Annotated in this window: 19 protein-coding genes and 1 pseudogene; 13 read left to right on the forward strand and 7 right to left on the reverse strand. The window is 63.9% G+C overall.

Features of this window, described 5'->3' with window-relative positions:
• Nucleotides 1-30: 30 nt before the first annotated feature.
• Complete coding sequence (gene sucD, locus AV929_RS13400) at nt 31-903, reverse strand: succinate--CoA ligase subunit alpha (RefSeq protein WP_064288491.1); 873 nt, start codon at nt 901-903, stop codon at nt 31-33.
• On the reverse strand, nt 900-2,048 hold the full coding sequence (gene sucC / locus AV929_RS13405; protein WP_064288492.1) for an ADP-forming succinate--CoA ligase subunit beta: 1,149 nt from the start codon (nt 2,046-2,048) through the stop codon (nt 900-902). The genes sucD and sucC overlap by 4 nt, the downstream gene beginning before the upstream one ends.
• Before the next feature lie 226 nt (nt 2,049-2,274).
• Here sucC and AV929_RS13410 point away from each other — a divergent pair, with 226 nt between their 5' ends.
• Nucleotides 2,275-3,057, forward strand: a complete 783-nt coding sequence (locus tag AV929_RS13410) for an NAD-dependent protein deacylase (RefSeq protein WP_064288493.1) — start codon at nt 2,275-2,277, stop codon at nt 3,055-3,057.
• A gap of 4 nt (nt 3,058-3,061) precedes the next feature.
• Here AV929_RS13410 and AV929_RS13415 read toward each other — a convergent pair whose 3' ends face one another.
• Nucleotides 3,062-3,487, reverse strand: a complete 426-nt coding sequence (locus AV929_RS13415) for a DUF5793 family protein (RefSeq protein WP_064288494.1) — start codon at nt 3,485-3,487, stop codon at nt 3,062-3,064.
• Between the two features lie 102 nt (nt 3,488-3,589).
• Between AV929_RS13415 and AV929_RS13420 the strand changes: the two genes are divergently transcribed.
• The 7 genes from AV929_RS13420 (at nt 3,590) to AV929_RS13450 (ending at nt 12,804) form a co-directional block, all read left to right on the forward strand.
• A complete protein-coding gene (locus AV929_RS13420) occupies nt 3,590-4,090 on the forward strand; it encodes a TIGR04206 family protein (RefSeq protein WP_064288495.1) in 501 nt (166 codons plus the stop codon).
• Between the two features lie 133 nt (nt 4,091-4,223).
• Complete coding sequence (locus AV929_RS13425; RefSeq protein WP_064288496.1) at nt 4,224-5,843, forward strand: type II/IV secretion system ATPase subunit; 1,620 nt, start codon at nt 4,224-4,226, stop codon at nt 5,841-5,843.
• A 1-nt stretch (nt 5,844) separates the two neighbouring features.
• Entirely contained in the window at nt 5,845-8,292 is a 2,448-nt protein-coding gene (locus tag AV929_RS13430) for a type II secretion system F family protein (protein ID WP_064288497.1), read from the forward strand.
• Between the two features lie 38 nt (nt 8,293-8,330).
• Complete coding sequence (ligA, locus tag AV929_RS13435; protein WP_064288498.1) at nt 8,331-9,995, forward strand: ATP-dependent DNA ligase LigA; 1,665 nt, start codon at nt 8,331-8,333, stop codon at nt 9,993-9,995.
• A 63-nt stretch (nt 9,996-10,058) separates the two neighbouring features.
• Entirely contained in the window at nt 10,059-10,805 is a 747-nt protein-coding gene (locus AV929_RS13440) for an MBL fold metallo-hydrolase (RefSeq protein ID WP_064288499.1), read from the forward strand.
• A gap of 90 nt (nt 10,806-10,895) precedes the next feature.
• The gene (locus AV929_RS13445) at nt 10,896-11,375 is read left to right on the forward strand and encodes a hypothetical protein (RefSeq protein WP_064288500.1); all 480 of its coding nucleotides are present in this window, start codon (nt 10,896-10,898) and stop codon (nt 11,373-11,375) included.
• A gap of 145 nt (nt 11,376-11,520) precedes the next feature.
• Nucleotides 11,521-12,804, forward strand: a complete 1,284-nt coding sequence (locus AV929_RS13450) for a PQQ-binding-like beta-propeller repeat protein (RefSeq protein WP_230458899.1) — start codon at nt 11,521-11,523, stop codon at nt 12,802-12,804.
• 26 nt (nt 12,805-12,830) lie between these two features.
• On the opposite strand, the gene AV929_RS13455 is transcribed toward AV929_RS13450, so the two are convergent.
• Together AV929_RS13455 and AV929_RS13460 are read right to left on the reverse strand one after the other, a co-directional pair.
• A complete protein-coding gene (locus AV929_RS13455; RefSeq protein WP_008309777.1) occupies nt 12,831-13,937 on the reverse strand; it encodes a DNA topoisomerase IV subunit A in 1,107 nt (368 codons plus the stop codon).
• Nucleotide 13,938: 1 nt separating this feature from the next.
• On the reverse strand, nt 13,939-16,329 hold the full coding sequence (locus AV929_RS13460) for a DNA topoisomerase VI subunit B (RefSeq protein WP_064288501.1): 2,391 nt from the start codon (nt 16,327-16,329) through the stop codon (nt 13,939-13,941).
• Between the two features lie 138 nt (nt 16,330-16,467).
• Between AV929_RS13460 and gyrB the strand changes: the two genes are divergently transcribed.
• The 3 genes from gyrB to AV929_RS13475 all read left to right on the forward strand — a co-directional run bounded on the left by gyrB (nt 16,468) and on the right by AV929_RS13475 (nt 22,145).
• On the forward strand, nt 16,468-18,396 hold the full coding sequence (gyrB, locus tag AV929_RS13465; RefSeq protein WP_064288502.1) for a DNA topoisomerase (ATP-hydrolyzing) subunit B: 1,929 nt from the start codon (nt 16,468-16,470) through the stop codon (nt 18,394-18,396).
• Nucleotides 18,393-20,867: a DNA gyrase subunit A gene (gene gyrA, locus AV929_RS13470; protein WP_064288503.1), complete on the forward strand. Its 2,475-nt coding sequence runs from the start codon at nt 18,393-18,395 to the stop codon at nt 20,865-20,867. Before gyrB ends, gyrA begins: the two co-directional genes overlap by 4 nt.
• Nucleotides 20,868-21,098: 231 nt before the next feature.
• Nucleotides 21,099-22,145 (forward strand): FAD-binding oxidoreductase, encoded by a 1,047-nt coding sequence (locus AV929_RS13475; RefSeq protein WP_014040066.1) that lies wholly within the window; start codon nt 21,099-21,101, stop codon nt 22,143-22,145.
• Here the strand turns inward: AV929_RS13475 and rocF are convergent, their stop codons facing one another.
• Nucleotides 22,146-23,060 carry an arginase gene (gene rocF / locus AV929_RS13480; RefSeq protein WP_064288504.1) on the reverse strand — a complete coding sequence of 305 codons (915 nt, stop codon included), beginning with the start codon at nt 23,058-23,060 and terminating at the stop codon, nt 22,146-22,148.
• 56 nt (nt 23,061-23,116) lie between these two features.
• Nucleotides 23,117-24,034 carry an NAD-dependent epimerase/dehydratase family protein gene (locus tag AV929_RS13485; protein WP_064288505.1) on the reverse strand — a complete coding sequence of 306 codons (918 nt, stop codon included), beginning with the start codon at nt 24,032-24,034 and terminating at the stop codon, nt 23,117-23,119.
• 110 nt (nt 24,035-24,144) lie between these two features.
• Between AV929_RS13485 and AV929_RS13490 the strand changes: the two genes are divergently transcribed.
• Together AV929_RS13490 and AV929_RS13495 are read left to right on the forward strand one after the other, a co-directional pair.
• Nucleotides 24,145-24,678: an Rrf2 family transcriptional regulator gene (locus AV929_RS13490; protein WP_004515710.1), complete on the forward strand. Its 534-nt coding sequence runs from the start codon at nt 24,145-24,147 to the stop codon at nt 24,676-24,678.
• Nucleotides 24,679-24,823: 145 nt separating this feature from the next.
• Nucleotides 24,824-25,486 (forward strand): annotated as a pseudogene (locus tag AV929_RS13495) (NAD(P)/FAD-dependent oxidoreductase); the annotation flags it as partial.

Consider the following 25,486-nt stretch of genomic DNA (forward strand, 5'->3'; position numbering starts at 1 on the left):
GAAAACGGACGACAAGAAACCGACGGTGCCCTACAGCAGGTCTTCGACGTGGTCGGCGACTTCCTCTGGTGTGTCACCGACAGGGACGCCGTTGTCCTCAAGCGCGGTAATCTTCGACTGCGCGGTCCCGGTACCGGAGCCGGAGACGATAGCGCCGGCGTGGCCCATGCGCTTTCCGGGCGGTGCGGTCCGACCGGCGATGAAGCCGGCGACCGGCGTGTCCATGTGCTCGCCAATGAAGCGCGCGGCCTCCTCCTCGTCTTCACCGCCGATTTCGCCGCACATCACGACGGCGTGGGTGTCGGGGTCGGCCTCGAACTGTTCGAGCGCGCCGATGAAGTCCGTCCCGATAATGGGGTCGCCGCCGATACCGATGGCCGTCGACTGGCCGATGCCGCGGTTGGTGAGGTTGTCGACGACCTGGTAGGTCAGCGTCCCCGAGCGGGAGACGAGACCGACGTTCCCCTCTGAGAAGATGTTCCCCGGGAGGATGCCGAGCTTGGCGACGCCGGGCGTGATGACGCCGGGGCAGTTCGGACCGACGAGATGCGTGTCGGTCTCCTGCAGTTTGCGGTAGACCCGCGCCATGTCCTGGGTCGGGATGCCCTCGGTGATGGCGACGACGAGGTCGATGCCCCGGGCGTCCATGGCCTCGAAACAGGCGTCGCCGGCGAAGGCCGGGGGCACGAACACGACGGCGGCGTTGGCGTCCTCCTCGCGGGCGGCCTGCTGGACCGTGTCGTAGACCGGCACGCCGGCGACCTCCTGCCCGCCGCGGCCGGGGACGGCCCCGGCGACCACGTTGGTGCCGTACTCCAGCATCTGTTCGGTGTGGAACTTCCCTTCACCGCCGGTGATTCCCTGTACAACGACGCGCGTGTCTTCGTCGACTAGCACACTCATGCTTCCACCTCCTTCGCGTACTCGACTGCACGCTGGACGGCGTCCTCCAGCGTATGTTCGACCGTGACGAGGTCTTCGTTCAGAATCTCCATTCCCTCTTCGGCGTTGGTCCCTGCGAGTCGGACGGTGACCGGCTTCGGAATCTCGTCGAACTGCTCCAGGGCCTGATTGATACCGTTGGCGACCTCGTCGCCGCGGGTGATGCCCCCAAAGATGTTGAACACGACCGAGTCGACGTTGTCGTCGGAGAACACCATGTCGAGGGCGTTCGCGATGCGGTCGGCCTTCGCGCCACCGCCCACGTCGAGGAAGTTGGCCGGTTCGCCGCCGTAGTAATCGACGAGGTCCAGCGTCGTCATCACGAGGCCCGCACCGTTACCGATGATGCCGACGTTGCCGTCGAGTCGGACGTAATCGAAGCCGTACTCGTCGGCCTTCTGTTCGAGTTCGTCGCCCTCCGCCGCTTCCTCGCCCATCTCCGCGATCTCGGGCTGGCGGAACAGGGCGTCACCGTCGATGTTCATGACGGCGTCGGCCGCGATAACCTCGTCGTCGCCGGTAATCATCAGCGGGTTGATTTCCGTGTCAGCGCCGTCACGGTCGTCCCAGAGCTGGTACAGCGTCGTGAGGACGCTCGCAACGTCGTTTGCGACCTCGCGGTCGACGCCGGCCTCGTAGACGACCTTCCGGGCCTGGAACGGGTGCATTCCGAAGGCCGGGTCGATGTGTTCACGAGCGATGGCGTCAGGGTCCTCCTCGGCGACCTCCTCGATGTTGACGCCGCCCTTCGTCGAGACCATGGCGACGGGGCGACCCTCGCCACGGTCCATCGTCACGCCGACGTACAGTTCGTTGACGAAGTCGACGGCCTCCTCGACGAGCACCTTCGAGACGTGGTAGCCCTTGAGGTCCATCCCGATGATGTCCTCGGCAGCTTCGCGAGCCTCCTCCTTGGACTCGACGAGCTTGATGCCGCCGGCCTTGCCGCGGCCGCCGACGTGTACCTGTGCTTTGATGGCGACCGGATATCCGATTTCCTCGGCCGCGTCGACGGCCTCGTCCACTGTCTCGGCCAGCTGCGAGGCGGGCGTCGGGATGCCCGCGTCAGCGAAGACTTGCTTCGCCTGGTATTCGTGCAAGCGCATGTCATGCAGAAAGCCGAGCGGTGGCGATTTAAATCCGTCCGTTTCTCTTCCGGCGACCACGCGGAATCCGTCCCAGTTTACTGTGGGTGAGGATAGTGGTTCGGGAGCGCGCTGTAGCGCGATACGGCTGGTTCTGAAGCGACTCGGGATGCCAAGGAGCGTTCCGGCCGTCCCAACATCGAATCCAATCCGATAGACCCACAGCGCCACACTGCGAAGCGAGCGTATGGCCGACGACAGGCACGGGACCGACGACGTCGACGACGAGACGCTGGATGCTGTGGCCGAGGCGCTTCGCACCGCCGAAACTGCTGTCGCGCTCACCGGCGCAGGCGTCTCGACCGCATCGGGCATCCCCTCCTTTCGCGGCGACGACGGTATCTGGGAGCGCCACGACCCGGCGGACTTCCACCGCCGTCGGCTCGACGCCGACCCAGCGGGCTTCTGGGCGGACCGACTCTCGCTGCGGGAGGCCATCTACGGCGACATAGACCCCGAGCCCAACGCCGCCCACGAGGCGCTGGCGGCGCTTGAAGCGGACGGCCACCTCGACGCCGTGCTCACACAGAACGTCGACGGGCTGCACGACGCCGCCGGGACGGACCGGGTCGTCGAACTCCACGGCACCCATCGGCGCGTGGTCTGTGACGACTGTGGCCACCGGCGGGACGCCGAACCGGTGTTCGAGGCGGCCGACGAGGACGGCGACTTGCCCCCGCGATGTGACTGCGGTGGTGTCTACCGGCCCGACGTGGTGCTGTTCGGCGAACCGATGCCTGACGTGGCGATGAACGAGGCCCAGCGTCTCGCACGGGACAGTGACGTGTTTCTGGCGGCTGGGTCATCGCTGTCGGTCCAGCCGGCGTCGCTCCTGCCGAAGATAGCGGCTGAGGCGGGGAGTACACTGGTCGTGATAAATTACGATAAGACGCCGCGTGACGCGGCTGCGGCGCACGTGCTCCGTGCGGATGTCACGCAGGTGCTCCCGGCGATTGTCGAGCGGCTGTAGCGGGCTACAGCTCGACGCCGCCGGGGATGAGGCTCTGTCCGCGCAGGAGGCTCCCGTCGTGGTCGTAGACGAGCAGCGTCCGCAACTCGTAGGCCCGTGACTCGCCCTCGCCGTCGGTGAGACGGACCCTAAACTGTGGGTCTTCTTGGGCGTCCGCTGTGGAGACGAGCGCGTCGACATCCGCTGTCGGTGCTGTCGCCTCGAAGACGTACTCACCGGTGAGTCGGTTCGTTAGCGAAAGCACACCGTCGCTTTCAGGCTGGCGGCGGAAGGTCACGTCAATGTCCTCGCCATCGAGTGTGCCACCGTCTACTTTGGTGAGGCGCTCGCGAAGCTCTCCTGTCGGCCCATCGTATACAATCGCGATCGTCGGGTCGTCGTTGTCGGTGGCCGAAGCCTGGATGTCGACGGTGAAGTAATCACGCCTCATTCCGGTGTTTACCGGTACGTGGCCCGGCCAAATGAACGTAACGGCGCACCGACTGACGGTATCGGTAGCTTTTACCGGACCGGCCCACCCTCTGACAGTAGTATGGCATGGGTGAAATCAGAGTACGCCGGCGAGTTTGCGGTGCTTGCGACGTGGCTTGTGGGGTTGGCCCCGTGGTCGGTGTCGCTGTTCGAGATTGATGGGGTTACTGTCATCGGGCTCCGGTTTCTCCCCTTTCGGTTCCAGTTCATCTTCGGTGCGACGCTCCCCGGAGAGCGGCCGTTTCTCTGGGCCTGGCAGGTCGCCGCGTTTCAGGAGTCGGACCCGCTTGCGCTCGCCGGGACCCTCGGGTTCGCGGCCCTGGCCGTGTTCCTGCTCCCGCTCGGACTCAGCCTCTATTATTACGCCGCCGAGGACCGCGTCGAAGCAAGCTTCCCCATCGACCCTGTCCGGCTGTTTGGCGGCTTGCTTGGACTCGTCGGCGTCCTCACGCTCGCGGCCAGCGGGCTGTTCATCACGTCGTTTCCCGGCGTCACCGTTCCCATCGGCGCGCTCGTCGCGCTCGTGTTCGCCTATCTCCTGTTGACCGTCGACCGAGCCTGACGGGCAGTGCCGTCTCGTTCGTTCGACCGCTGGCGATTATACTCCTGATAATTTGGCGAGCGAATTTAAGTAGGTGGATACGATAGCAGAGGTATATTCCGCGGAGCACCGTGGGCTCCCAACTGAACCATCGATGTCGAACCCAGAAACCCCCGAACCCGGTGACTTCGTTTCGGACCCGCTCGGCCACATCCAGTCGTGGCTCTCGCGGACTGCAACGGTGTTGAGCGGGTCGGCGGTTCCGACGGCGAACTACGACCCCAGCCGCCACGGGGCGCTGGTCGAGTTCGACGGCCTGGACGGCTACAACGAGGTCGAACGCTACTGGCTGAACGCCCCCTTCGCCTTCGCCTCTATCAACCACGACCCGGACCGCGACGAGCACCTGTATCAGGTCGTCGAGCCGTCGCTGACCGACATCGAGCGAGAACTGCTCGACCGTCTGTTCGAGGACATCCGCATCCCGCTCATCTACCGCGACGACGTCGACACCGACCCGGAGCGCGTCCTCGCCGAAGAACTCGAAGCCAGGCTTGAGGAGTACGGCGTCGTCATCGAACCCGAGACGTTCTACCGCCTGTTTTATTACCTACATCGCTCCTTCCAGGGCTACGGCCACATCGACCCCCTGATGCACGACCCGGACATCGAGGACATCTCCTGTGACGGGGCGAACCTCCCCATCTTCGTCTACCACGACGGCTACACGGACATCGAGACGAACATCACCTACGACGCCGACGAACTGAACGACTTCGTCATCCAGCTGGCCCAGCGCTCCGGTCGGCACGTCTCCGTCTCTGACCCCGTCGTCTCGACGACGCTCCCGGACGGCTCCCGTATCGAACTGGCGCTCGGCGAGGAGGTGACTCCCCGCGGTTCGGCATTCACCATCCGGAAATACGCCGACGAACCGTTCACGCCGATTGAACTGCTGGACTATGGCACGTTCTCCGTCGAGATGCTCGCGTACCTCTGGCTGGCCATCGAGTCCAACAAGTCGCTCATCTTCGCCGGCGGAACGGCGGCCGGCAAGACCACGTCGATGAACGCGCTGGCGATGTTCCTCCCGCCCCGGTCGAAGGTGCTCTCAATTGAGGACACCCGCGAGCTATCCCTGTATCACGACAACTGGCTCTCCTCAGTCACCCGCGAGCGACTGGACGATTCGGACATCACGATGTACGACCTGCTGCGGTCCGCGCTCCGGCACCGCCCCGAGTACATCATCGTCGGCGAGGTTCGTGGTGAGGAAGCTATCACGCTGTTCCAGGCGATGAACACTGGGCACACGACGTTCTCGACGATGCACGCGGACTCGGTCCAGACCGTCATTAACCGGCTGGAGAACGAGCCAATCAACGTCCCGCGGCCGATGGTTCAGAGCCTCGATATCCTCTGTGTGCAGGTGCTGGCCCGCTCGGGTGACGAGCGCGTCCGCCGTGCCAAAACGCTCGCCGAAATCGAGGGCATCGACCAGCGAACCGGCGAACTGGACTACTCGACGACATACAACTGGCGGGCCACCGAGGACCGTTTCTCCGAGAACAACAGCGAGCTACTGGACGAAATCCGCGAGGAGCGCGGCTGGAGTCAGTCAGAACTGCTGACCGAACTCCGTAACCGACAGCGGTTCCTCCGTTACCTCCAGTCCGAGGGCATCACCGACTACCGGAAGTTCACGGCGATGGTCAACAAGTACTACGCGGACAAGGAACAGGTCATGGCGAACATCGACGATGCGATAGCCTGACATGGCGCTGAACCCGCTCGGTCTGGCTCCGCTCGCCGTCGTCGTCGGGATTCTCGGGCTTATCGGCTACAGCACCGTCAACGAGCGCTTCGACCGCAACGTCACGCGGCTGTCCCGACGGCTCTTCGGCCGGTACGTGGGCGAATCGCCCAAACGCGAACGACAGCTCGAAGCCGCCTACATCGACGAGACCTATCGCGGGTACGCCGCCAGAACGCTGGTGTACGCCTGTGTGGGGGCTGTCGCCGGCGCTATCACCGGCGCGTACGCCATCGGCGGCTTTCTGCTTGTGCTACCGGCGCTAGTGAACCTTGCACAGGGGCTCCCCTCGACGATGGTGAACGCCTTCGGCCTGCGAACGTTCGAACTCGTGCTGACGCCGACAGGGACTCTCTACATCCTCATCGGCGGCGGCGTGCTCTCGGGCGCGGCGACGGCCGGACTCACGTACCTCTACCGCTGGGAGCGGCTCAAGAATCAGGCGGACGTGCGGAGCCGGAACATCGACGAGGGGATGGCCCGCACCATCGCCTTCATGTACGCGCTGTCCCGCGGTGGGATGTCCTTCCCGGACGTGATGCGTGTGCTGGCCCGCAATCAGGAGATCTACGGCGATACGGCGAAGGAAGTCGGCGTCGCCGTCAGGGAGATGGACCTGTTCGGCCGGGACATGATTACGGCGCTCGAACACGTCTCCCGGCGGACCCCCAGCGAACAATTCAAGACGTTTATTGAGAACCTCTCCAGCGTCCTCCAGAGCGGCCAGTCGCTGGCCCCGTTCCTCCGCGAGCAGTACGAGCGCCATCAGGAGGAAGCCGCCGAGCGTCAGGAGGACCTGCTGGAACGGCTGGCCACGGTCGCCGAGGCGTACGTCACCGTGTTCGTCGCCGCCGTGCTCTTCTTGATGACGATTCTCCTCGTGTTCGGCCTGACGACGACGGACACGCTCTGGCTGTTACAGATGATGGCATATCTCGTCATCCCGCTGGCTAACGTCGGGTTCATGGTATATCTCGATAGCAAGCTCCAGTCGCTTGGTATCGGGAACGGCGGGACGACGGATATTCTGGACCGGTACGAAACGGCGACGCTGGGGAAACCCAGTCTGGGGTCTGGCCCTCTCGGCCTGCCTGATGGCGGCGTCGTCCCGGCCGACGAGGCGAACTGGGACCGGCTCAGGTTCCACGACCGCGTGAAATCGCTTCGGGAACTGCTCAGCTCCCCGATTCAGTCGCTGGTCTGGAACCCGGTGTACGTCCTCTATCTCACCGTGCCCGTCGCGGTAGTGCTGTTGCTCGTCCGTGCCCCACCTGCGTTCCAGGCATCGACGGTCAACATCCGTCTCCTCGACGACCTCGTCATCCAGTCAGTCCTGCTGATTCTGGGGCCGTTCGCGCTGGTGCGGTTCATCTACACGCAGCGGCTATCCCGAATCGAGGACGCGACGCCGGACCTGCTCGAACGGCTGGCGAGCCTGAACGAGGCCGGGATGACCGTCGTGGAGAGTCTCCGCCGGGTCCGCGGCAGTGACATCGGCGTGCTCACCCAGGAGATGCACCGCATCTGGGCCGACATCAGGATGGGCGCGAACGTCGACGACGCGCTCGTCCGGTTCGGCCGCCGGGTCCAGACCACGGCCGTCACGCGGATCGTGACGCTGTTGACCCACGCGATGCACGCCTCGGGCCAGCTCGGCCCGGTGTTCCGCATCGCGGCCACCCAGTCACGGGCGGACCTCCGACTGAAACGGCGGCGACGCCAGCAGATGCTCACCTACCTCGTCGTCATCTACGTCGCCTTCCTGGTGTTTCTGGTCATCATCGTCGCCGTGCAGGAGGTGCTCGTCCCGAGCTTGCCGTCCAGCGTGCCGACGCCGGCCGGGGAGTCGAACCGACTGGGTGTCAACGTCGACCAGTTCGCCCGCTTCGGCCGCGTCGACAAGGCCGCGTACACGCTCGTGTTCTTCCACACCGCGCTGATTCAGGCCGTCCTCACCGGCTTCATCGGCGGCCAACTCGGCGAGGGCACGCTCAAGGACGGCGCGAAACACGCCGCAATTCTGCTGGGTGTCGCGTACGTCGCGTTCATCCTGCTGTCCTCGCCCGTCGCCTCGATGACGGTCACCAGCCCCGCCGTTTCCGGCGACCAGATAACGGTCGAATCGGCGTCGCTGTCGGAGGGTGGATTCATCGTCGTCCGCCAGTTCGAGGAGGACGGCAGAGTGCTCGGGACCTCCGAGTACCTCCCTGCCGGAAGCCACAGTGACGTGCAGATCACCCTCGACAGACCGCCGTCGACCGGCCAGTCGCTCGTGCTCGTCGCCCATCAGGATACCAACGGGAACCAGCAATTCGACTACCCCTTCGGCGACAGTTCAGGGGCCACGGACCGGCCATATGCGTCGTCGACGGCCGGCGAGAACGTCACCGTCGAACACACGGTCGAGTGACGCTGGATTTACGGTGCCCAATCGGGTAGGAGGCGCTGATGGAGTTCGCCGCCTTCGCCGACCGGGCCGAAGCAATCGAAGCCGAGAGTGCCGATACCGCGATAACCGAGGCGGTGACCGACCTGTTCTCTGACGCGGGGCCGGACCTCCCGACGCTCGCCCGCTTCGTCCAGGGCCGGGTGTTTCCGGCCTACGAGTCCCGCACGCTCGACATCGGCCCGCGGCTCTGCTACGAGGCGATTGCCCGGGCGGCCGGCCAGAACGTCGGCGCTGACGACGTAGAGCAGCGCCTCGCTGACATGGGCGAAATAGGGGCTGTTGCGGCCAGCTATGACCTCGGCGGCCAGCAGGGACTCGCCGCATTCGGAGCAGGCGAGAGCGGGAGCGACGCACTGACCGTCACAGAACTCGACGAGAGCCTCCGGGACCTGGCCGCCGTCGACGGCAGCGGGAGCCAGGGGACGAAGGTTGACATCCTCTTTGGCCTGTTCTCGCGGTGTTCGTCGACCGAAGCCAGCTACCTCGCACGGCTCGTCCTCTCGGAGATGCGCATCGGCGTCGGCGAGGGGACGGTCCGGGACGCCGTCGCGGCGGCCTTCGACGTGCCGGTCGCGGCCGTCGAACGGGCCGTGCAGGTGTCGAACGACTACGGCATGGTCGCCGAAGTGGCCCGCGACGAGGGCGAGTCCGGACTGGCGACCATCACGCTCGAAATCGGTCGGCCCGTGCAGGCGATGCTGGCGCAGGCGGGCACAGTCGCCGGCGCACTGGACGACTGGGACCGCGCCGCGGTCGAGTGGAAGTACGACGGTGCTCGCGTACAGATCCACTTCGACGGCGAGGACGCCCGGCTGTTCTCCCGGAACATGGAGGAAGTCACGGACCCGCTTCCGGAAGTCGTCGACACTGTCGAATCGACGCTGGACACGCCGGCGATCCTCGACGGCGAGGTGGTCGCGGTCGACGCGGACGGCGACCCGCTCCCGTTCCAGGAGGTGCTGCGGCGCTTCCGCCGGAAGCACGACGTGGCCGCGGCCCGCGAGGACGTGGCCGTCCGCCTGCACGCGTTCGACTGCCTGCACGCGGACGGCGAGGACCTGCTCGATGCCCCGCTGGAGACGCGCCACGACCGCCTGGAATCGCTCTTGCCTGCCGGGAGAGATGTCGTCTCACAGATGTGGCTGTCCGACGACCCCGACGAGATCGCGGACCTGGAGGCAGAAGCCCTCGCCGCCGGACAGGAGGGAATCATGCTGAAAGACCCGACAGCGGCGTATTCGCCCGGAAAGCGGGGCAAGCACTGGCGCAAGCGCAAGCCCGACGTGGAGACGCTGGATTGTGTTGTCACCGGCGCGGAGTGGGGCGAGGGCCGCCGGGCGAACGTCCTTGGCTCGTTCGAGCTTTCTGTCCGAACCGACGACGGCTACGCTACCGTCGGCAACGTCGCGACGGGCATTACCGACGAGGAACTGGACGACCTGACGGAGCGCTTCGAACCGCACATCCGGCGAGAGGACGGCCGCGACGTGGCGCTCGACCCAGCTATCGTCTTCGAGGTCGGCTACGAGGAGATCCAGGCCTCACAGTCCTACGCCTCGGGCTACGCGCTTCGGTTCCCCCGGTTCCTCTCGGTCCGCGAGGACAAGACGCCCGCCGGCGCTGACTCGCTGGAGCGCGTTGAGCGGCTGGCGGCGTCACAGTAACGCCGCCGGTGTAATTCGAGGCGGACCGACACGCGTAATGGGCGTCTCCGAGAACGACCGTACATGACAGTCAGACACGACGGCATCACCGCGGAGTGGCTCGGCTACGCGACGCTCCGACTGGAAGGCGATGACACAGTCGTCTACTTTGACCCCGGCCGCTACGGCGTGCTCACCGGCGAGTGGGAGCCAGATACGCCCGGTATCGGCCATCCGCCGACGCGGGACTACGCCCCGAAAGACGGCGACATCGTCTGTGTGACCCACATCCACCACTACGACCCCGACGGCATCCGCCGCGTCGCAAGCGAGGACGCCACCGTCGTCGCGTTCGAAGGTATCAACGTCCACGCGACCGACCGCGACCTCGACCGCCTCGCCGACCTCGACTACGAGGTCCGCAAAGTGTCGATGGAGGCCGACGTGCTGGTCGACGACGTCCCGATCTGGACGATGCCGGCGTACAACCACGAGGACGGCCGGAACCTGAAGGACGACGGCAGCCCGATTCACCCGAAAGGTATCGGCTGTGGCTTCCTCGTTGCACTGGACGACACCCGCGTGTTCTGGCCCGGCGACACCGACGTGCTGGACGGCCACGCCGAACTCGACGTGTCGCTGTTCGTCCCCTCGATCGCCAAGAACTACACCATGAACCGCCACGAGGCCGCCGACCTCGCTGAAGCGATGGACCCCGACCTCGTGCTCCCGATGCACTACAACACGTTCACCTCGCTGGAAGCCGACTCCGGTGCGTTCGCCGAGGATGTCGCAAAACGCGGCGTTCCGGTCGTGCTGGACGAGAACTGACTGGCGAACCCGTCTTCGGCGACCCGAGACAGCAGACGGTCTATCTGTCAGTCAAAACAATATTGAAGGATTCAGCAGAACACCACCGACATGGAACGCGCCAGTGACCGAACAGGGGAAACACGTTCCCCAGCCGAACGAACGCCCTCGTTCGGTCACCTACTGCTCGTCTGGCTCCTTGTCGGGCCATCGCTGTGGTCCCTCGGTACCGCGGTGGCCGCTGCGATTCAGGCCGAACTGCCCCTGTCGACGATGGGGGTCGGCCTGCTGTTCGGAACGATAGTCGTCGTGTCGTTCTGGACCGCCGGCTTTCAGCCCTCACTCAGGGCCAGTTTCGGCTATTTTGTCGCGGAACTGAGTATCTATCTGGTCTTGGCTGTCGGGGTCGTTACGGTCTTCGTTCCGACCTTTACACCGTGGGTTACGATTGCTGTCCAACTCGTGTCTATCTGTCTCGCCGCGACGCTGGTGTTCACCCCGGTCGGTGCGAACATACGGAACTGGTTCCGGCGACATGTCCGCTCTCCGCTGAAACTACCGCCACAAGACCGGTCAGTCGATCGCGACTGATGGATTCTCGACCGAGCAAACGCGGATTCGTTTTGCCGGTCAGTCGTTCCGGGTAGTACACTAATTGCGCACCGGCCTCACCACGACTGTTCCCGTTTTCCACTCGACAGAAAACATTTACCGAGTGACAGGAGATGAAATCCCAATGCCCTCCTCCCGTCGGCGATACCTTCGTGGCTGTGTGGCGACCCTCGGACTGGCGTCCGGTGGCTGTCTCGGTTCGAACGGGTACATAGAGACTTCACCGATTGGAACTGAGACGACACCGGAATCAGGGGCTGGGACGGCCGCCCACAAGCGGAGCGGGGAAACGGAACCGTTCGTCGCCTGGCAGCAATCACTCGGTTCACCGATCACTGCCCCGCCAATTAGTACGGGAAACGGTCTGTCCGTCGGGACTGAGTCGGGAACGGTCAAATCACTCGCAACTGCTGACGGGAGCCAACAGTGGATGTACGATGCGAGCGACCCCATCCGCGCGCAGCCGAGACGCGTCGGGAACACCGTATTCGTCGTAAGCGGGAAAGAGGGGCTGTACGAGGACCACATCGTCGTGGCACTCGACGCCGAAAGCGGTGCAAAGCAGTGGACGTTCTCGCCCGGGGAGTGGTGGCTGGAGTTGCTCGGCGCGACCGAGGAGATGGTGTACGTCGGGACCAACACCGATGCCCCGTCGAAGCAGGGACGGACGCTCTACGCGCTCGCTGTTGCCGACGGGTCGGTGCAATGGTCCGGGGAAATCGGGGACCAGTACGAGGGAGCGGTGCGCAACGGGGCGATATACGTGGCGTCGTACGGCCGGTTCTACGCGTACGACGCTGAGACCGGTGAGAAACGGTGGGCTACTGACGTTGCCGACTACTACTCTCGGACGATGGTCGCCACCGACGACACGCTCTGTTATGCCGCCGACGTGGACGAGACCCGCGGCACGCTAATCGGCGTCGCTGCCGACACCGGTGAGACCGTCTGGAGACACGACGAGGGGTCCGTCGCATCGACGACACTTCACGACGGAACGCTCTATATCGGTGGCACACACGTCGCTGCGCTCGACCCCGCGAGTGGCGAGCAACAGTGGCAAGCGGAGCAGTCCGGCTACGTCCAACAAGCCCCGGTTCAGAACGGCGTCCTCTATGCAGGTGGTGACAAGATACGTGGCTACGACGGTAGCAACGGCGAACAGAGATGGACGTGGGAGCCCGACGTAGACGTTGAAGGGGTGGTGCCGGCAGCGGTCGTTTCCGACACCCTGTACGTGGACTCGTGGACGGACGGCGACCCGCGGAATCGATTCAAGTTCGCGGTCGATACGACGGCCGGAACGAAACGGTGGGCGTTCGATGTCGGGAGCAATCTGACCGATCTGTCCGTCGACGAAAATGGGGCCTATGTCGCCGCTGCCGATACCGTGTACGCGCTGGAATAGCCGAGAAAACGCCCCGCTGATGCCGTCTAAAGCAGCCCCATCTCGTCCAGCCGCTCGGGCAGGTACGTCTCAGTCACGAAGTCAAGCCCCCGAGAAGCGAGCGCCTGCTGTTCGGCCTTCTTGTTGATGTCGAGCTGGAGTTCTATCTGTTCCTCCCAGAAGTCAGTCTGGAAACGCGGGTCCTCAAGTTCACTCTCCAGGGCGTTGACGTCGGAGTCCGACAGCGGGTCCGTCGGCAGTTCGTACTCGACGATGTCCTCCGGGCGGATGCCGATGAACTGGGCCTCGGGGGTCGCCAGGTACTCCGAGAGGTGCGCACTCTTGATGGAGCCGTAGGAGACCGACCCGAAGATGCGGTACGACCACGGGTCACCGTCAGTGAATACCGTGACCGGGAGGTCGAGTTCGTCGTGGAGGCGCTTGATGAGCCGCCGGGTGGCCCGCGCGGGCTGGCCGCCGAGGTGGACGACCAGCGCGTCGTACTCGTCGTCGAAGCCGTTCTCGACGAGTCGGTCGCGCATGCCGCCGGTCTCCACGCAGAGGACGAACTTCGCGTCGTTGTCGAGGAACTCGATGGTGTCGGGGTTGTTCGGGATCTGGTACCCGCCCTGCCCCACGTCGTCCTGGCAGTGGATTTCGCGGTCCCCGCGGTTGGTCTGCTCGCGGAGGAGTAGCGGCCCCATCACCTTCGCGCCGGACTCCTCCGGGCGCATGTGGAAGTCCTCGCGTTTAACGTCGGAGACGATTTCGAGGTCCTCGATGAGGTTGTTCGACTCGTCCTGCGTGTTGAACTGGGCCTCGTCGAGGTCCCAGGACTCCGAGAGGTAGTACAGTTCACGCAGGGTCGAGGAGCGGTCCTCCTCCAGTTGCTGGGAGAGGAAGTCGATGGTGTAGACGGCCTTCAGGATCTTTTCGGCCCCGGATATCGTCTTGGCCGACCGCGTGGAGTTCCGGTCGCCGTACACCCAGACCTGCTCGTCCTCGTCGAAGACGATGTTCGACTTGGTCCGGGTCGGGATGGTCATCGTCGGCACCTCGCCGTCGGCGAACTGGTCGTAGAAGTCCGCCGCGAGGTCGATGAGTTGCTCGCGCGCTTCCTCGGTGTCGGGTGTGGTGTCTGAGTCGGTGCTCATATCAGGCGTTCACCGTGAGTTTCTCCTCTTCGATGCCGTCGACCGAGACGGTGAACTCGGCCTCGCCGGTCACGCTGTATTCGAGGACGGCGGTCTCGCCGGCCCCGACGGTCGGGGACCACTTGACGAACCACTCGCCGTCCATCTCGACGACGTTCGCGCCGTTGGTTTCCTGCGGTTCGGCGGTGACGATGTCGGTCAGTTCCACGTCCGCGTTCGTGTCGTCGTTGTTCTCGATTCGGACCCGGACCGTGTCGTCCTCGACCTCGCGCTCGACGAGGACGTTATTCATGATGCGGGCCAGCGAGTCGTCGATGTGAAGCTCGTCGTTGTCGGTGACCTCGGTGAGCTTCTCGGCCATCTCAGGCAGGATGGTCGCGAGTTTGTCCTGCTTCTCGCGGCGCTGTTGCATCGAGCGGCGCTTGTTCAGGTAACTTTTGAGTTCGCGGGCGGCCTCCCGGATGGCGAGTTCGATCTCGTCTTCCATCTCGGGGACGTTGGCGATGGCGTCCTTCGATTCGCTGGTGAAGGGGACGTTCGTCGAGGCGACGTGGACCATGATGACTGCCGGTCCCTTCGGGATGCCCGAGCCGCCGGGCTGGTCGAGGTTGTAGTTGCGCCACCGGATGGATTTCACGACATCTGTGGTCGCACAGGCCCCGCGCTGGTACACCAGCGGCACGCGGTTGGCGAATCGCATCACGTCGACGGTCCCTTCGGCTTCCAGTTCACCGCCGTAGGCGATGCCGGCCTCGACGATGAACGGGTCGCCGCCGTGGACCGACGCGTCCCGCGTCGATGCGGCGTAGAAGTCCGCGTCGAACTCTTTCCGGAGTCCTTCCTCGACGAGTTCCGCGCTGATGGGGGAGAGACAGTCCGTCGGCGGCGCGATGATGTCCGTCTCGCGCATCGCCGACAGCAACTGACTCGCCGTATCGCGGTCGGCGGCGATGTCGTCTACCTTCGGCGGGTCCTCCGGGATGTTCACGGCCGCGGTCCAGAGTACCTCCAGCACGTTCTCGCGGGCCGTCTCGCCGAAGGTGGCGTCGTCCTGCTCCTCGGTCATGTCGGCCGCGCGGTCGACGTACTCCCGGAGTTCGTCGCGGGTCAGTCGGTGGCGGCCCTCGTCGGCGAACTTGTCGGCCAACCGGCTCGCCAGCCCCTCGATTACCGCGTCGTCTTTGCGTTTCGTCGTTACGTCGTCAATGAGGGTGTAGAGGTCGCTCGACAGGGTATCACTGACGGCATCCCAAGCGGCCTCGACGGCGTTTTCTCGAACTGTCGCGCCGAACGTGGTGTCGCCGTCGGCCTCGGCGTCTTCGGCCGCCGAATCGACGATGGCTTCGACCTCGTGGTACGCGACCCGGGCGCGGTCGTGAATCGCCTCGGAAACGGCGGCGGCGAAGGTCGCCGTGGTTTCAGCGCCTTTGTTCGCCACGGCGTCCTCGACAGCGGCCTCGATGTCCGCGTCCTCGCCGACTTTCGGCGGCTGCCAGGCCATGCCGCGGCCGTAGTGGCGGTCGTTGAAGTTCGCGATGACGCTGTCGGCGGTCTTCCCGCCCACGCGGGTGAACTCCTCCTGCATGAACCCCGAGACGGAGTAGGAGTCGGTGGCTTCGAGCATCTTCAGCAGGGTCCCGAGTTCGACGCCGTGGGGGTGCGGGCGGATTTCTTCGGTCTCGTCGGGAAGGTCCGCACCTTCCGCGCGCTCGAACTTCAGGGACTCGTCCAGCCCCGGTTCGTCGAACTCGATGCGGGCGTGAGGGTTGACGACGGCGGTGTCCTGGATGTAGTCCCGCAGCGTCGAGCGGGCGCGCATGTTGGCCTCCATCTCCAGTTCGATCCGGGTCCCGTGAGGGCGCTCCCACGTCGTCGTCTCGTCGACGCTGATCTCAGGTTCGTTGGTGTCCGTGTCGACGATGAGTTCGAAGTACTGTGCCTCGTCCTGGCCCTTCGGCCGGGAGGTTATCTTCGCGGGCTTGCCGGAGGTCAGTTGCGAGTAGAGGACCGCCGCAGAGATTCCGATCCCCTGCTGGCCGCGGTTCTGCTCTCTGGCGTGAAAGCGGGAGCCATAGAGGAGCTTTCCGAAGATTTTCGGGGCCTGCTCTTTCGTGATACCGGGCCCGTTGTCCTCGACGACCAGCCGGTAGTAATCCCCGGCCTCCTGAATCTCGACGTAGATATCGGGGAGGATACCGGCCTCCTCGCAGGCGTCGAGCGCGTTGTCGACGGCTTCCTTGACAGCCGTGACGAGCGCCCGGGCCTCCGAGTCGAAGCCCAGCATATGCTTGTTCTTCTCGAAGAACTCGGCGATGGAGATGGCCCGCTGGGATTCGGCCAACTCCTCGGCGATCCCCTCGCCCTCGCCGAGTCGCGACTGATACGAGGTCATTGTCGTGCGGTACGTACCCGCGTCGGGGTTAAAAGGTAATCGCCACCGGAGTGAAAGTGAACGCTGTCCCCGAAACCGCGGCCCCGCGCGCGTGCGGGAGCTTTATACGTGCCCCTCTATTAGAACTGGTAAGTTCCTATGTCAGGAGAGTCTGATGAGTACGGCGCAAAGTCGATCCAGACCCTCGAAGGGCTGGAAGCCGTCCAGAAGCGACCCGCGATGTATATCGGGTCGACGGACGCTCGTGGCCTCCATCATCTCGTCTACGAGGTGGTCGACAACGCGATCGACGAGGCGCTCGCCGGCTACTGCGACAACATCGACGTAACGATTCACGACGACGGCTCCGTCTCTGTCAGCGACGACGGGCGGGGAATCCCCGTCGATACCCACGAAGAACACGGCCGTCCGGCCGTCGAGGTGGTAATGACGATTCTCCACGCTGGTGGAAAATTCGACAACAAGTCCTACCAGGTCTCCGGTGGCCTCCACGGGGTCGGGGTGAGCGTGGTCAACGCCCTCTCCAAGTGGCTCGAAGTCGAAGTCAGGCGCGACGGCGCGCTCTGGAAGCAGCGTTTCGACCACGGTAAACCGGAGTACGACCTCAAGAAGGTCCGCGACCTCGAACCCGACGAGGAGACGGGCACGACGGTCCGGTTCTGGCCCGACGACGAAATCTTCGAGACCGGCGAGTTCAAGTTCTCGACGCTTTCGTCCCGACTGCGGGAACTCGCTTTCCTCAACTCCGGCGTCGCCATCTCTATCCACGATGAACGCGACGGTGACACGGAGACGTTCGCCTACGACGGCGGTATCCGCGAGTTCGTCGAGTATCTGAACGAGACAAAGGACCCGCTCCACCGAAATATCATTTACTTCGAGGACGAAGAGGAGATCGCGGAAGGGCCGGTCCAGGTCGAAATCGCCATGCAGGGGACCGACGACCTGCAGGGTTCGATTCACGCCTTCGCCAACAATATCAATACGCGTGAAGGCGGGACACACCTCACAGGATTCAAAACATCGCTGACACGGGTGGTCAACGACTACGCGACCGACAATAATCTGCTGAAAGATCTGGACGATACACTCAAAGGCGACGACATCCGTGAAGGGCTGACGGCTGTTATTTCTGTCAAGCATCCTGACCCACAGTTTGAAGGGCAGACCAAGACGAAACTCGGCAACAGCGAGGTCCGCGGCATCGTCGAATCGGCGATGCACGACGGACTTGCGACCTTCTTCGAGGAAAATCCCGACACGGCCGAAGCCATCGTCGGCAAGGCCGTCGAGGCCGCGAAGGCACGGAAGGCCGCACAGAAGGCCGAGGAACTCACCCGCCGGAAGTCTGCGCTCGACTCGACCGCACTGCCCGGAAAGCTGGCCGACTGCCAGACGCGGGACCCCGAGGAAGCCGAACTGTTCATCGCCGAGGGTGACTCCGCGGGTGGCAGCGCCAAACAGGGCCGCAACCCGGATTTCCAGGCCATCCTCCCGATCAAGGGGAAGATTCTGAACGTCGAGAAACACCGGCTAGACCGGATTCTTGAGAACAACGAGATACGGAACCTCATCACCGCGCTGGGGACCGGTATCGGCGACGAGTTCGACATCGACGACCTGCGTTACGAGAAGATCATTCTGATGACGGACGCGGACGTCGACGGGGCACACATCCGGACGCTCCTGTTGACGCTGTTCTACCGGCACATGAAGCCGCTGCTGGAAGCCGGCTACGTCTACGCCTCCCAGCCGCCGCTGTACCGCATTCGCTACCGCGGAAACACGTACGATGCAATGACGGATGCAGAACGCGACAAGATAATCGAAGAGAAGTGTGACGGCAACCCCACCCACGTCCAGCGGTTCAAGGGACTCGGTGAGATGAACCCCGAACAGCTCTGGGAGACGACGATGAACCCCGACAACCGGATTCTCAAACAGATAACTATCGAGGACGCCGCGGCCGCCGACAAGATGTTCAACATTCTGATGGGCGACGCCGTCGAACCGCGCAAGGAATTCATCAAGGAGAACTCGCCTGAAGCGGAGTGGGTCGACATATGAGCTCCGACGCTGACGACGCGAACGCCCCGGCAGAGCAGATCAAGCACGTCCGCATCGAGGACGAGATGGAGCAGTCCTACATCGACTACGCGATGTCGGTTATCGCGGGTCGGGCGCTCCCGGACGTTCGAGACGGTCTCAAACCCGTCCATCGGCGCATCCTCTACGCGATGCACGAGATGGGTGTCTCCTCAAACACCGCCCACCGGAAGTCCTCCTCAATTGTCGGCGACACGATGGGTGACTACCACCCGCACGGCGGCTCAGCCATTTACGACACGCTCGTCCGGATGGCACAGGACTTCTCCATGCGGTATCCGCTGATAGACGGCCAGGGGAACTTCGGCTCGATGGACGGCGACCCCGCGGCCGCCATGCGGTACACGGAGGCCCGGATGGACCCCATCGCCGAGGAACTGCTCGAAGATATCGAGAAGGACACCGTCGATTTCTCCAGTAACTACGACGACCGCCTGCAGGAACCCGACGTGCTGCCGTCGAAAGTCCCGAACCTCCTGTTGAACGGGTCCTCGGGGATTGCCGTCGGGATGTCGACAAACATCCCGCCGCACAACCTCGGCGAACTGGTCGACGCGACGGTCCAACTGCTGGAAAACCCCGACTGCACGGTCGAGGACCTGATGGAGCACATCAAGGGGCCGGACTTCCCGACCGGCGGCAACATCGTCGGCCGCGACGCCATCTACTCGGCGTACGCGACCGGCCGCGGCCGCTTGCGGGTTCGCGCCGAGTATGAGGTCGACCCCGAGGAGGGTCGCATCGTCATCAGCGAACTCCCCTACCAGGAGAACAAGGCCCGCGTCGTCGAGCGCATCGCCGACGACGTGAACGAGGGGAAAATCGAGGGCATCGCCGACCTCCGTGACGAGTCCGACCGCAACGGCGTCCGCATCGTCGTCGAACTCAAGCGCGGGGCGAACATCGACGTGGTCGAGAACCGCCTGCTCGACCACCATCTCGAATCCACCTTCGGCGTCATCAACCTCGCGCTGGTCGACGGCCAACCGAAAGTCCTCTCGCTGAAAGAGACCCTGCAGCACTACATCGACCACCGCCGCGAGGTCGTCCGCCGGCGCTCCGAGTACGACCTCGCCGAAGCCGAGGACCGCGCACACATCCTCGAAGGCCGGCTAAAAGCGCTGGAAAACGTCGAGGACGTGGTCGAACTCATCCAAAACAGCGAGGACCGCGACGCCGCCCGAGCCGGTTTGCAGGAGTCCTTCGAGTTCTCCGAGGAACAGGCCGCTCACATCGTGCGGATGCAACTCGGCTCGCTCACCTCGATGGAAGCGACGGAAATCGAGGAGGAGTACGAGGACGTACAGAACACTATCGACTACCTCGAATCCGTCCTCAACAGCCGCGAGAAGCTCGACAGCGTCATCGCAGACGAACTGCAGGAAGTCAAAGACGAGTACGGCGACGACCGCCGGACGAGCATCATCGAGGACGAGGGCCAGGTCACCCACGAGGACCTCATCCCCGAGGAAGACTGCGTCGTCGTCATCACCGAGGACGACTACATCAAGCGGATGCCGGTCGAGAACTTCGATCCCCAGAACCGCGGCGGCAAGGGGATCATCGGGGCCGACCCCAAGGAGAACGACCGCGTCTCGAAGGTGTTCCGGGCCAACAGCCACGACTACCTGCTCTGTTTCACCAACCAGGGGCAGGTCTACCGGCTCAAGACCTACGAGATCCCGGAGATGTCCCGCACCGCTCGGGGCAAGTCCGCTATCAACCTCATCGACTTAGACGACGGCGAGGAACTGACCGCTGTCGTCTCGACGGACGAGTTCGGCGACGACGAGTGCATCACGATGGTGACCCGGAACGGCTACGTCAAGCGGACCTGCTGTTCGGAGTTCGAGAACATCCTTTCGACCGGAATCATCGCCGCCAAGCTCGAAGACGGCGACGAACTCATCGACGTGGACGTCACCGACGGCACCGGCGACCTCGTCATCGCCACGGAGGCGGGGATGACCATCCGCTTCAGCGAGAGCGAAGTCAGCGAGATGGGTCGGTCCGCACGCGGCGTCAACGGCATCAAACTGCAGGGTGACGACAAAGTCGCGGCCATGGTCGCCACCGACGGCGACGACCGCCGCTCGCTGTTGACTGTCACGGAACACGGCTTCGGCAAGCGCACCAAACTCGACGAGTATCGCACGCAGTCCCGCTACGGCAAGGGCCTTATCGACATCAAAACCGACGACCGCAACGGCCGGGTGTCCACCGCCAAGGCGGTCACCGACGAGGACCACCTCGTCATCATGTCCGAACAGGGCCAGATTATGCGTATCCGCGCCGGCGACGTATCACAGGTCGGCCGGAACACAAAGGGCGTGACGATTATGGGTCTCGAAGACGACGACCGTGTGGCAAGTGTGACGGTCGTGCCGGCGGAAAGCGGCGAAGAGACGGACGGCGCGGCGTCAAGCCAATAGTAGCATACTCGGCGCTTGCGCCGAGTTTCACGCGAATCGCGAAGCGATTCGCGCCTTTTTCGCCCACGTTTTTCGAGTCGAGCGGGACCGAAGGTCCCGCTGACCATGCGAACGGGCGCTTCGCGCCCGTGAGCAGAGAGCCGTCCCCGCAGCGAGCAAAGCGAGCGAGGAACGGCGACGATGAAAAAGGTGGTGGGCCAGACATACCCGTGTCGGTGTCGTACCCCGTTTATGGACTTGCCGCGGCATCTCTCACAGCACGACCGGGCGGCGCAGTTGCCGCTGGTCACCGAGGACGCGCAGGTGACGCTCGTCGAACCGATGGACCGTAACCGCAACAACGAGGTGTTGTCCGCGGTCCGGGAGCAAATCGCACCTGTTGGAGACCGGTCGTGGTTGGCGGCCGCCCGAAACGGCTCGACAATCCGGTGGTCGGCGTTGTTCGACCGTTTGCGCGATGCCGGGGCGTCGAAACGGCGGCTCGCGCGAATCGAGACGCTTGCCGAGCGCTTTGACCGCCCCTACCCCTCCCTGCTGCGACTGCGTGTTAAACCCGACGTGGACCTCGATTTCGCGCCCGGCCAGTACGTGACGCTCAGGCTTCACGGCACGCCGCGGGCGTACTCGCTTGCGAACTCGCCCAGCGAGGACGAACTGGAGTTCTGCATCCGACTGGTCCCCGGCGGGAAACTGACCAGTGGGCTGTTCGAACACGTCGACGTCGGCGAGGATGTCGTCGTTCGCGGGCCGAACGGCGACATGGTACTGGACCCGCCATCGAGCCGGGATATGGTCTTTCTGGCCACCGGGACCGGCGTCGCGCCGTTCAAGAGCATGATCGACTACACGTTCGAGCAGGGGCGGGACGTGGTCGACGGCGAGCCCCGCGACATCTGGCTGTTTCTGGGCTGTGGCTGGGAGGACGACCTGCCCCACCGTGAACACTTTCGGCGACTCGACGCCGAGTACGACCACTTCCATTTCGTTCCGACGCTTACGCGCGAACCGCTGCTGACCGACTGGGACGGCGCGACCGACTACGTCCAGTCGGTGTTCGTCAACTACGTCGCAAACGACGCGCTGGAGGGTGCGGACCTGCCGGCGCGGTTCGACGCCGTTCGGGAGCAGCGCCCCCAGTCCGGCGTCGACGCCCGCATCGATCCGTCGAACGTCGAACTGTACGCGTGCGGTATCAGTGCGATGGTGTCGACGCTGGTCCGGGCCGCGCGAAGCGTCGGGATTCCCGAGTCCGAAATGCAGTACGAGGGGTTCGGATAGCTACAGCACGCGCTTGCCGAAGGCGCTAGCGACGAGTTCACAGCCCAGTTCGGCGGTGCGGTTGTGTTCGTCGAGAATCGGGTTCACCTCGACCATTTCCATCGAGCGCAGTTGGTCGTGGTACTCGGCGACGTACTCCATCGCGATGTGGGCCTCACGGTAGGAGACACCGCCGCGAACCGGCGTGCCGACGCCGGGAGCTTCTGTCGGGTCGAGCCAGTCGAGGTCGAGCGAGACGTGTATCCCGTCCGTCCCGTCAGTCGCGATTTCTAGTGCCTCCGCGACGACCTCCGGTGCGCCGCGGGTGTCGATATCCGACATCGTGAACGCGGTCACGTCACTCTCGTACAAACGGCGGCGCTCTCCGTCATCGACATCCCGTAAGCCGACGAGAACAACATTCTCCTCGCGCACCGCAGGGGTGTGGGCCCAGTCGTGGTCGGCAAACGCCCCGTCGCCGAGGACAGCCGCCAGCGACATCCCGTGGATGTTCCCGCTTGGCGTGGTCTCCGGCGTGTTGAAATCGCCATGTGCGTCAAACCAGATGACACCAAGGTCCTCATTATTACGGGCCGCGCCGGCAATGGTCCCGATACCGATAGAGTGGTCGCCGCCCAGCACGAGCGGGAACTGGCCGTCCATGAGCGTGGCGTCGACGGCCGTTGCCACGTCTTCGCACACTTCTTTCGTCTCTCTGAAGAACTTGGCACGACCGGATGGGAGACCGCCCGCGTCCGGGTCGGATTCCTCCGGTCGCGGCACAGCGATGTCACCGCCGTCGATACAGTCGATACCGGCACTCGCCAACTGGTCGGCGAGGCCGCCGTACCGTATCGCTGACGGCCCCATGTCGACGCCGCGCCGGTCGGCGCCGAGGTCCATCGGAACGCCGAGGACGCGAACCTGTGTGTCCATACTCGTGCTTCGACGGGCCAGGACTAAATATCAGTGTTTGCCTGTTCTCCGATAACTTACGTGTAGGGCGCACAGACCAGTTCGATGCCCTCCTCGAAACTGATCTCCGGTTCCCAGCCTGTCGCGTCGTGCATCCGCGAGAAGTCAGCGCAGGTGTCGTGGACGTAGACGTCCTCGGGAATCGGGTTCTCGACGTACTCCGGCTCGATATCCGTTCCGAGTTCGTCGTTCAGCATCTCGACGACGGTGTTGAAGTCGTAGGCCTCGCCGGTCCCGAGGTTGTACACGCCGTTCAGTTCGTGTTCGGCGGCCAGGACGAGCCCGCGGACGATGTCGTCGACGTGGGTGAAATCGCGGGTCTGCTCGCCGTCGCCGTACAGCTTCGGTGCGTCGCCGCCGGCCAGGTCGTCGGCGAACTGTGCGATGACGTTCGCGTACTCGCCCTTGTGTTCCTCCGCGCCGCCGTAGCCCTGATACACCGAGAAGAAGCGCATCCCGGCCAGCGTGAGGTCGTAGTGGTTCTGGAAGTACTCCGCGTACGTCTCCCGGGCCATCTTCGAGGCCTCGTAGCCGGTGTTGACCGTCACGTCCATGTCCTCCGGCGAGGGTTCGGTCCGGCTGCCGTAGATGGAGGACGTCGAGGCGTAGACGATGGTATCACAGCCGTCGTCCCGGGCCTGCTCGACTGTGTTGACGAACCCCTCGACGTTCACGCGAGCGCCGTGGGTCGGATTGTCCTCGTGCATCGCGTAGGAGGAGAGCGCCGCGAGATGGAATACGACGTCCACGTCAGTCGGCAGGTCGTCCGCAAGCACGCTCTGCTCGACGTACTCTACGTCTTCTGATACGTTCTCCGGCGTGCCGAGGTAGCCGTCGTCCAGGGCGACGACATCGTTGTTTTCGGCCAGTTTGTTCGCGAGGTTTGCCCCGATGAACCCGCCACCGCCGGTCACCAGAACACGCTGACTTTCCATATCTGTGTCAGGTCAGCGCTGGAATAAAGTACTAACGTTTTCCGCGATTCTGGGACGGTTCCAGACGGTTTACCGTCGCATTTAAGGACGGCTGTACCGAACAACAGATTATGTCATCTATCGAACTGACACCCAGTCAAAAGAACATTCTGCAGGAACTGGTAAATCTCTATCGGGAAAGTGAAAGCGCTGTCAAAGGTGAAGACATCGCCGAGAAAGTCGACCGGAACCCGGGCACGATTCGCAACCAGATGCAGAGTCTCAAAGCCCTGCAGTTGGTCGAGGGCGTCCCCGGCCCCAAGGGAGGGTACAAGCCCACCGCCAACGCCTACGACGCGCTCCAGATCCAGGACATGGACCAGGCCGCGGAGGTCCCGCTACGCCACAACGGCGAGCTCGTCGAACACTCGAACGTCGAGGAAATCGACCTGACTAGCGTCCACCACCCCGAGGAGTGCCGCGCGGAGATTCAGCTTCAGGGTACGATGTCCGAATTCCACGAGGGCGACTCGGTGACGGTCGGACCGACACCGCTGTCGAAGCTTCAGATTATCGGGACCCTCGAAGGGAAAGACGACACCAACAACAAACTCATCCTCGCTATCGACGATATGCGGGCACCGGCGGGCGAGCCGGAACACTAGTACGTGTCACTGGTCTTTTGAATTGTTTTCCTGCGGTCACCGGGGCCGCGACATACCGTACTTGCCACGAGTCTCGCTGGAAAATCATGCCCCCGCTGAAAGGGATTTCAAAGGGTTTGTATCAGTCGGTTGCGGAGTCTCCGGTATGACAGAGAACGTGGTCGTACTCGGTGCGGGGTACGCTGGTGNNGAGACGGATTACCACCTGGTCTTGCACGAGTCCCACCGCTGCATCCGGGACCCGAGCGTGCAGGAGAACATCGCCATCCCTGTCCACGAAATCAAGCAGCCGTCGACGTCATTTATTCAGGACGAGGTCGTCGGCATCGACACCGACGCCCAAGAAGTGGCCCTCGCCGACTCCGACACCGTCGAGTACGACTACTTGCTCGTTGGGCTGGGCTCCCAGACGGCCTTCTTCGGCATCGAGGGCCTCGAAGAGCACGCGCTGACGCTCAAGAGCCTCGACGATGCGCTCGACATCCACGACAACATCCAGCAGGCCGCTCGTGACGCNNCACAACGCGCCCATCGACATCCACCTCGTCGAAGGGCTCGACCAAGTCCTGCCAAACAGCGACCCCGAGCTTCAGGGTGCCCTGCGCAAGCGCCTGGAAGCCGCCGACGTGAACATCAAGTGCGGCGAGTTCATCGGCGAGGTCGACGAGGAGACGGTGTACATCGGCGACGAAGACGAACTGGACTACGACGTTTTGGTCTGGACTGGCGGCATCACCGGCCGCGATTGTATGCAAGATGTCGACCTGGACAAAGACGAGCGCAACCACCGCGTCCACGCGGAAGGGAA

Source organism: Haloarcula sp. K1 (assembly GCF_001647155.1).
GTDB classification, from domain to species: Archaea; Halobacteriota; Halobacteria; order Halobacteriales; family Haloarculaceae; genus Haloarcula; species Haloarcula hispanica.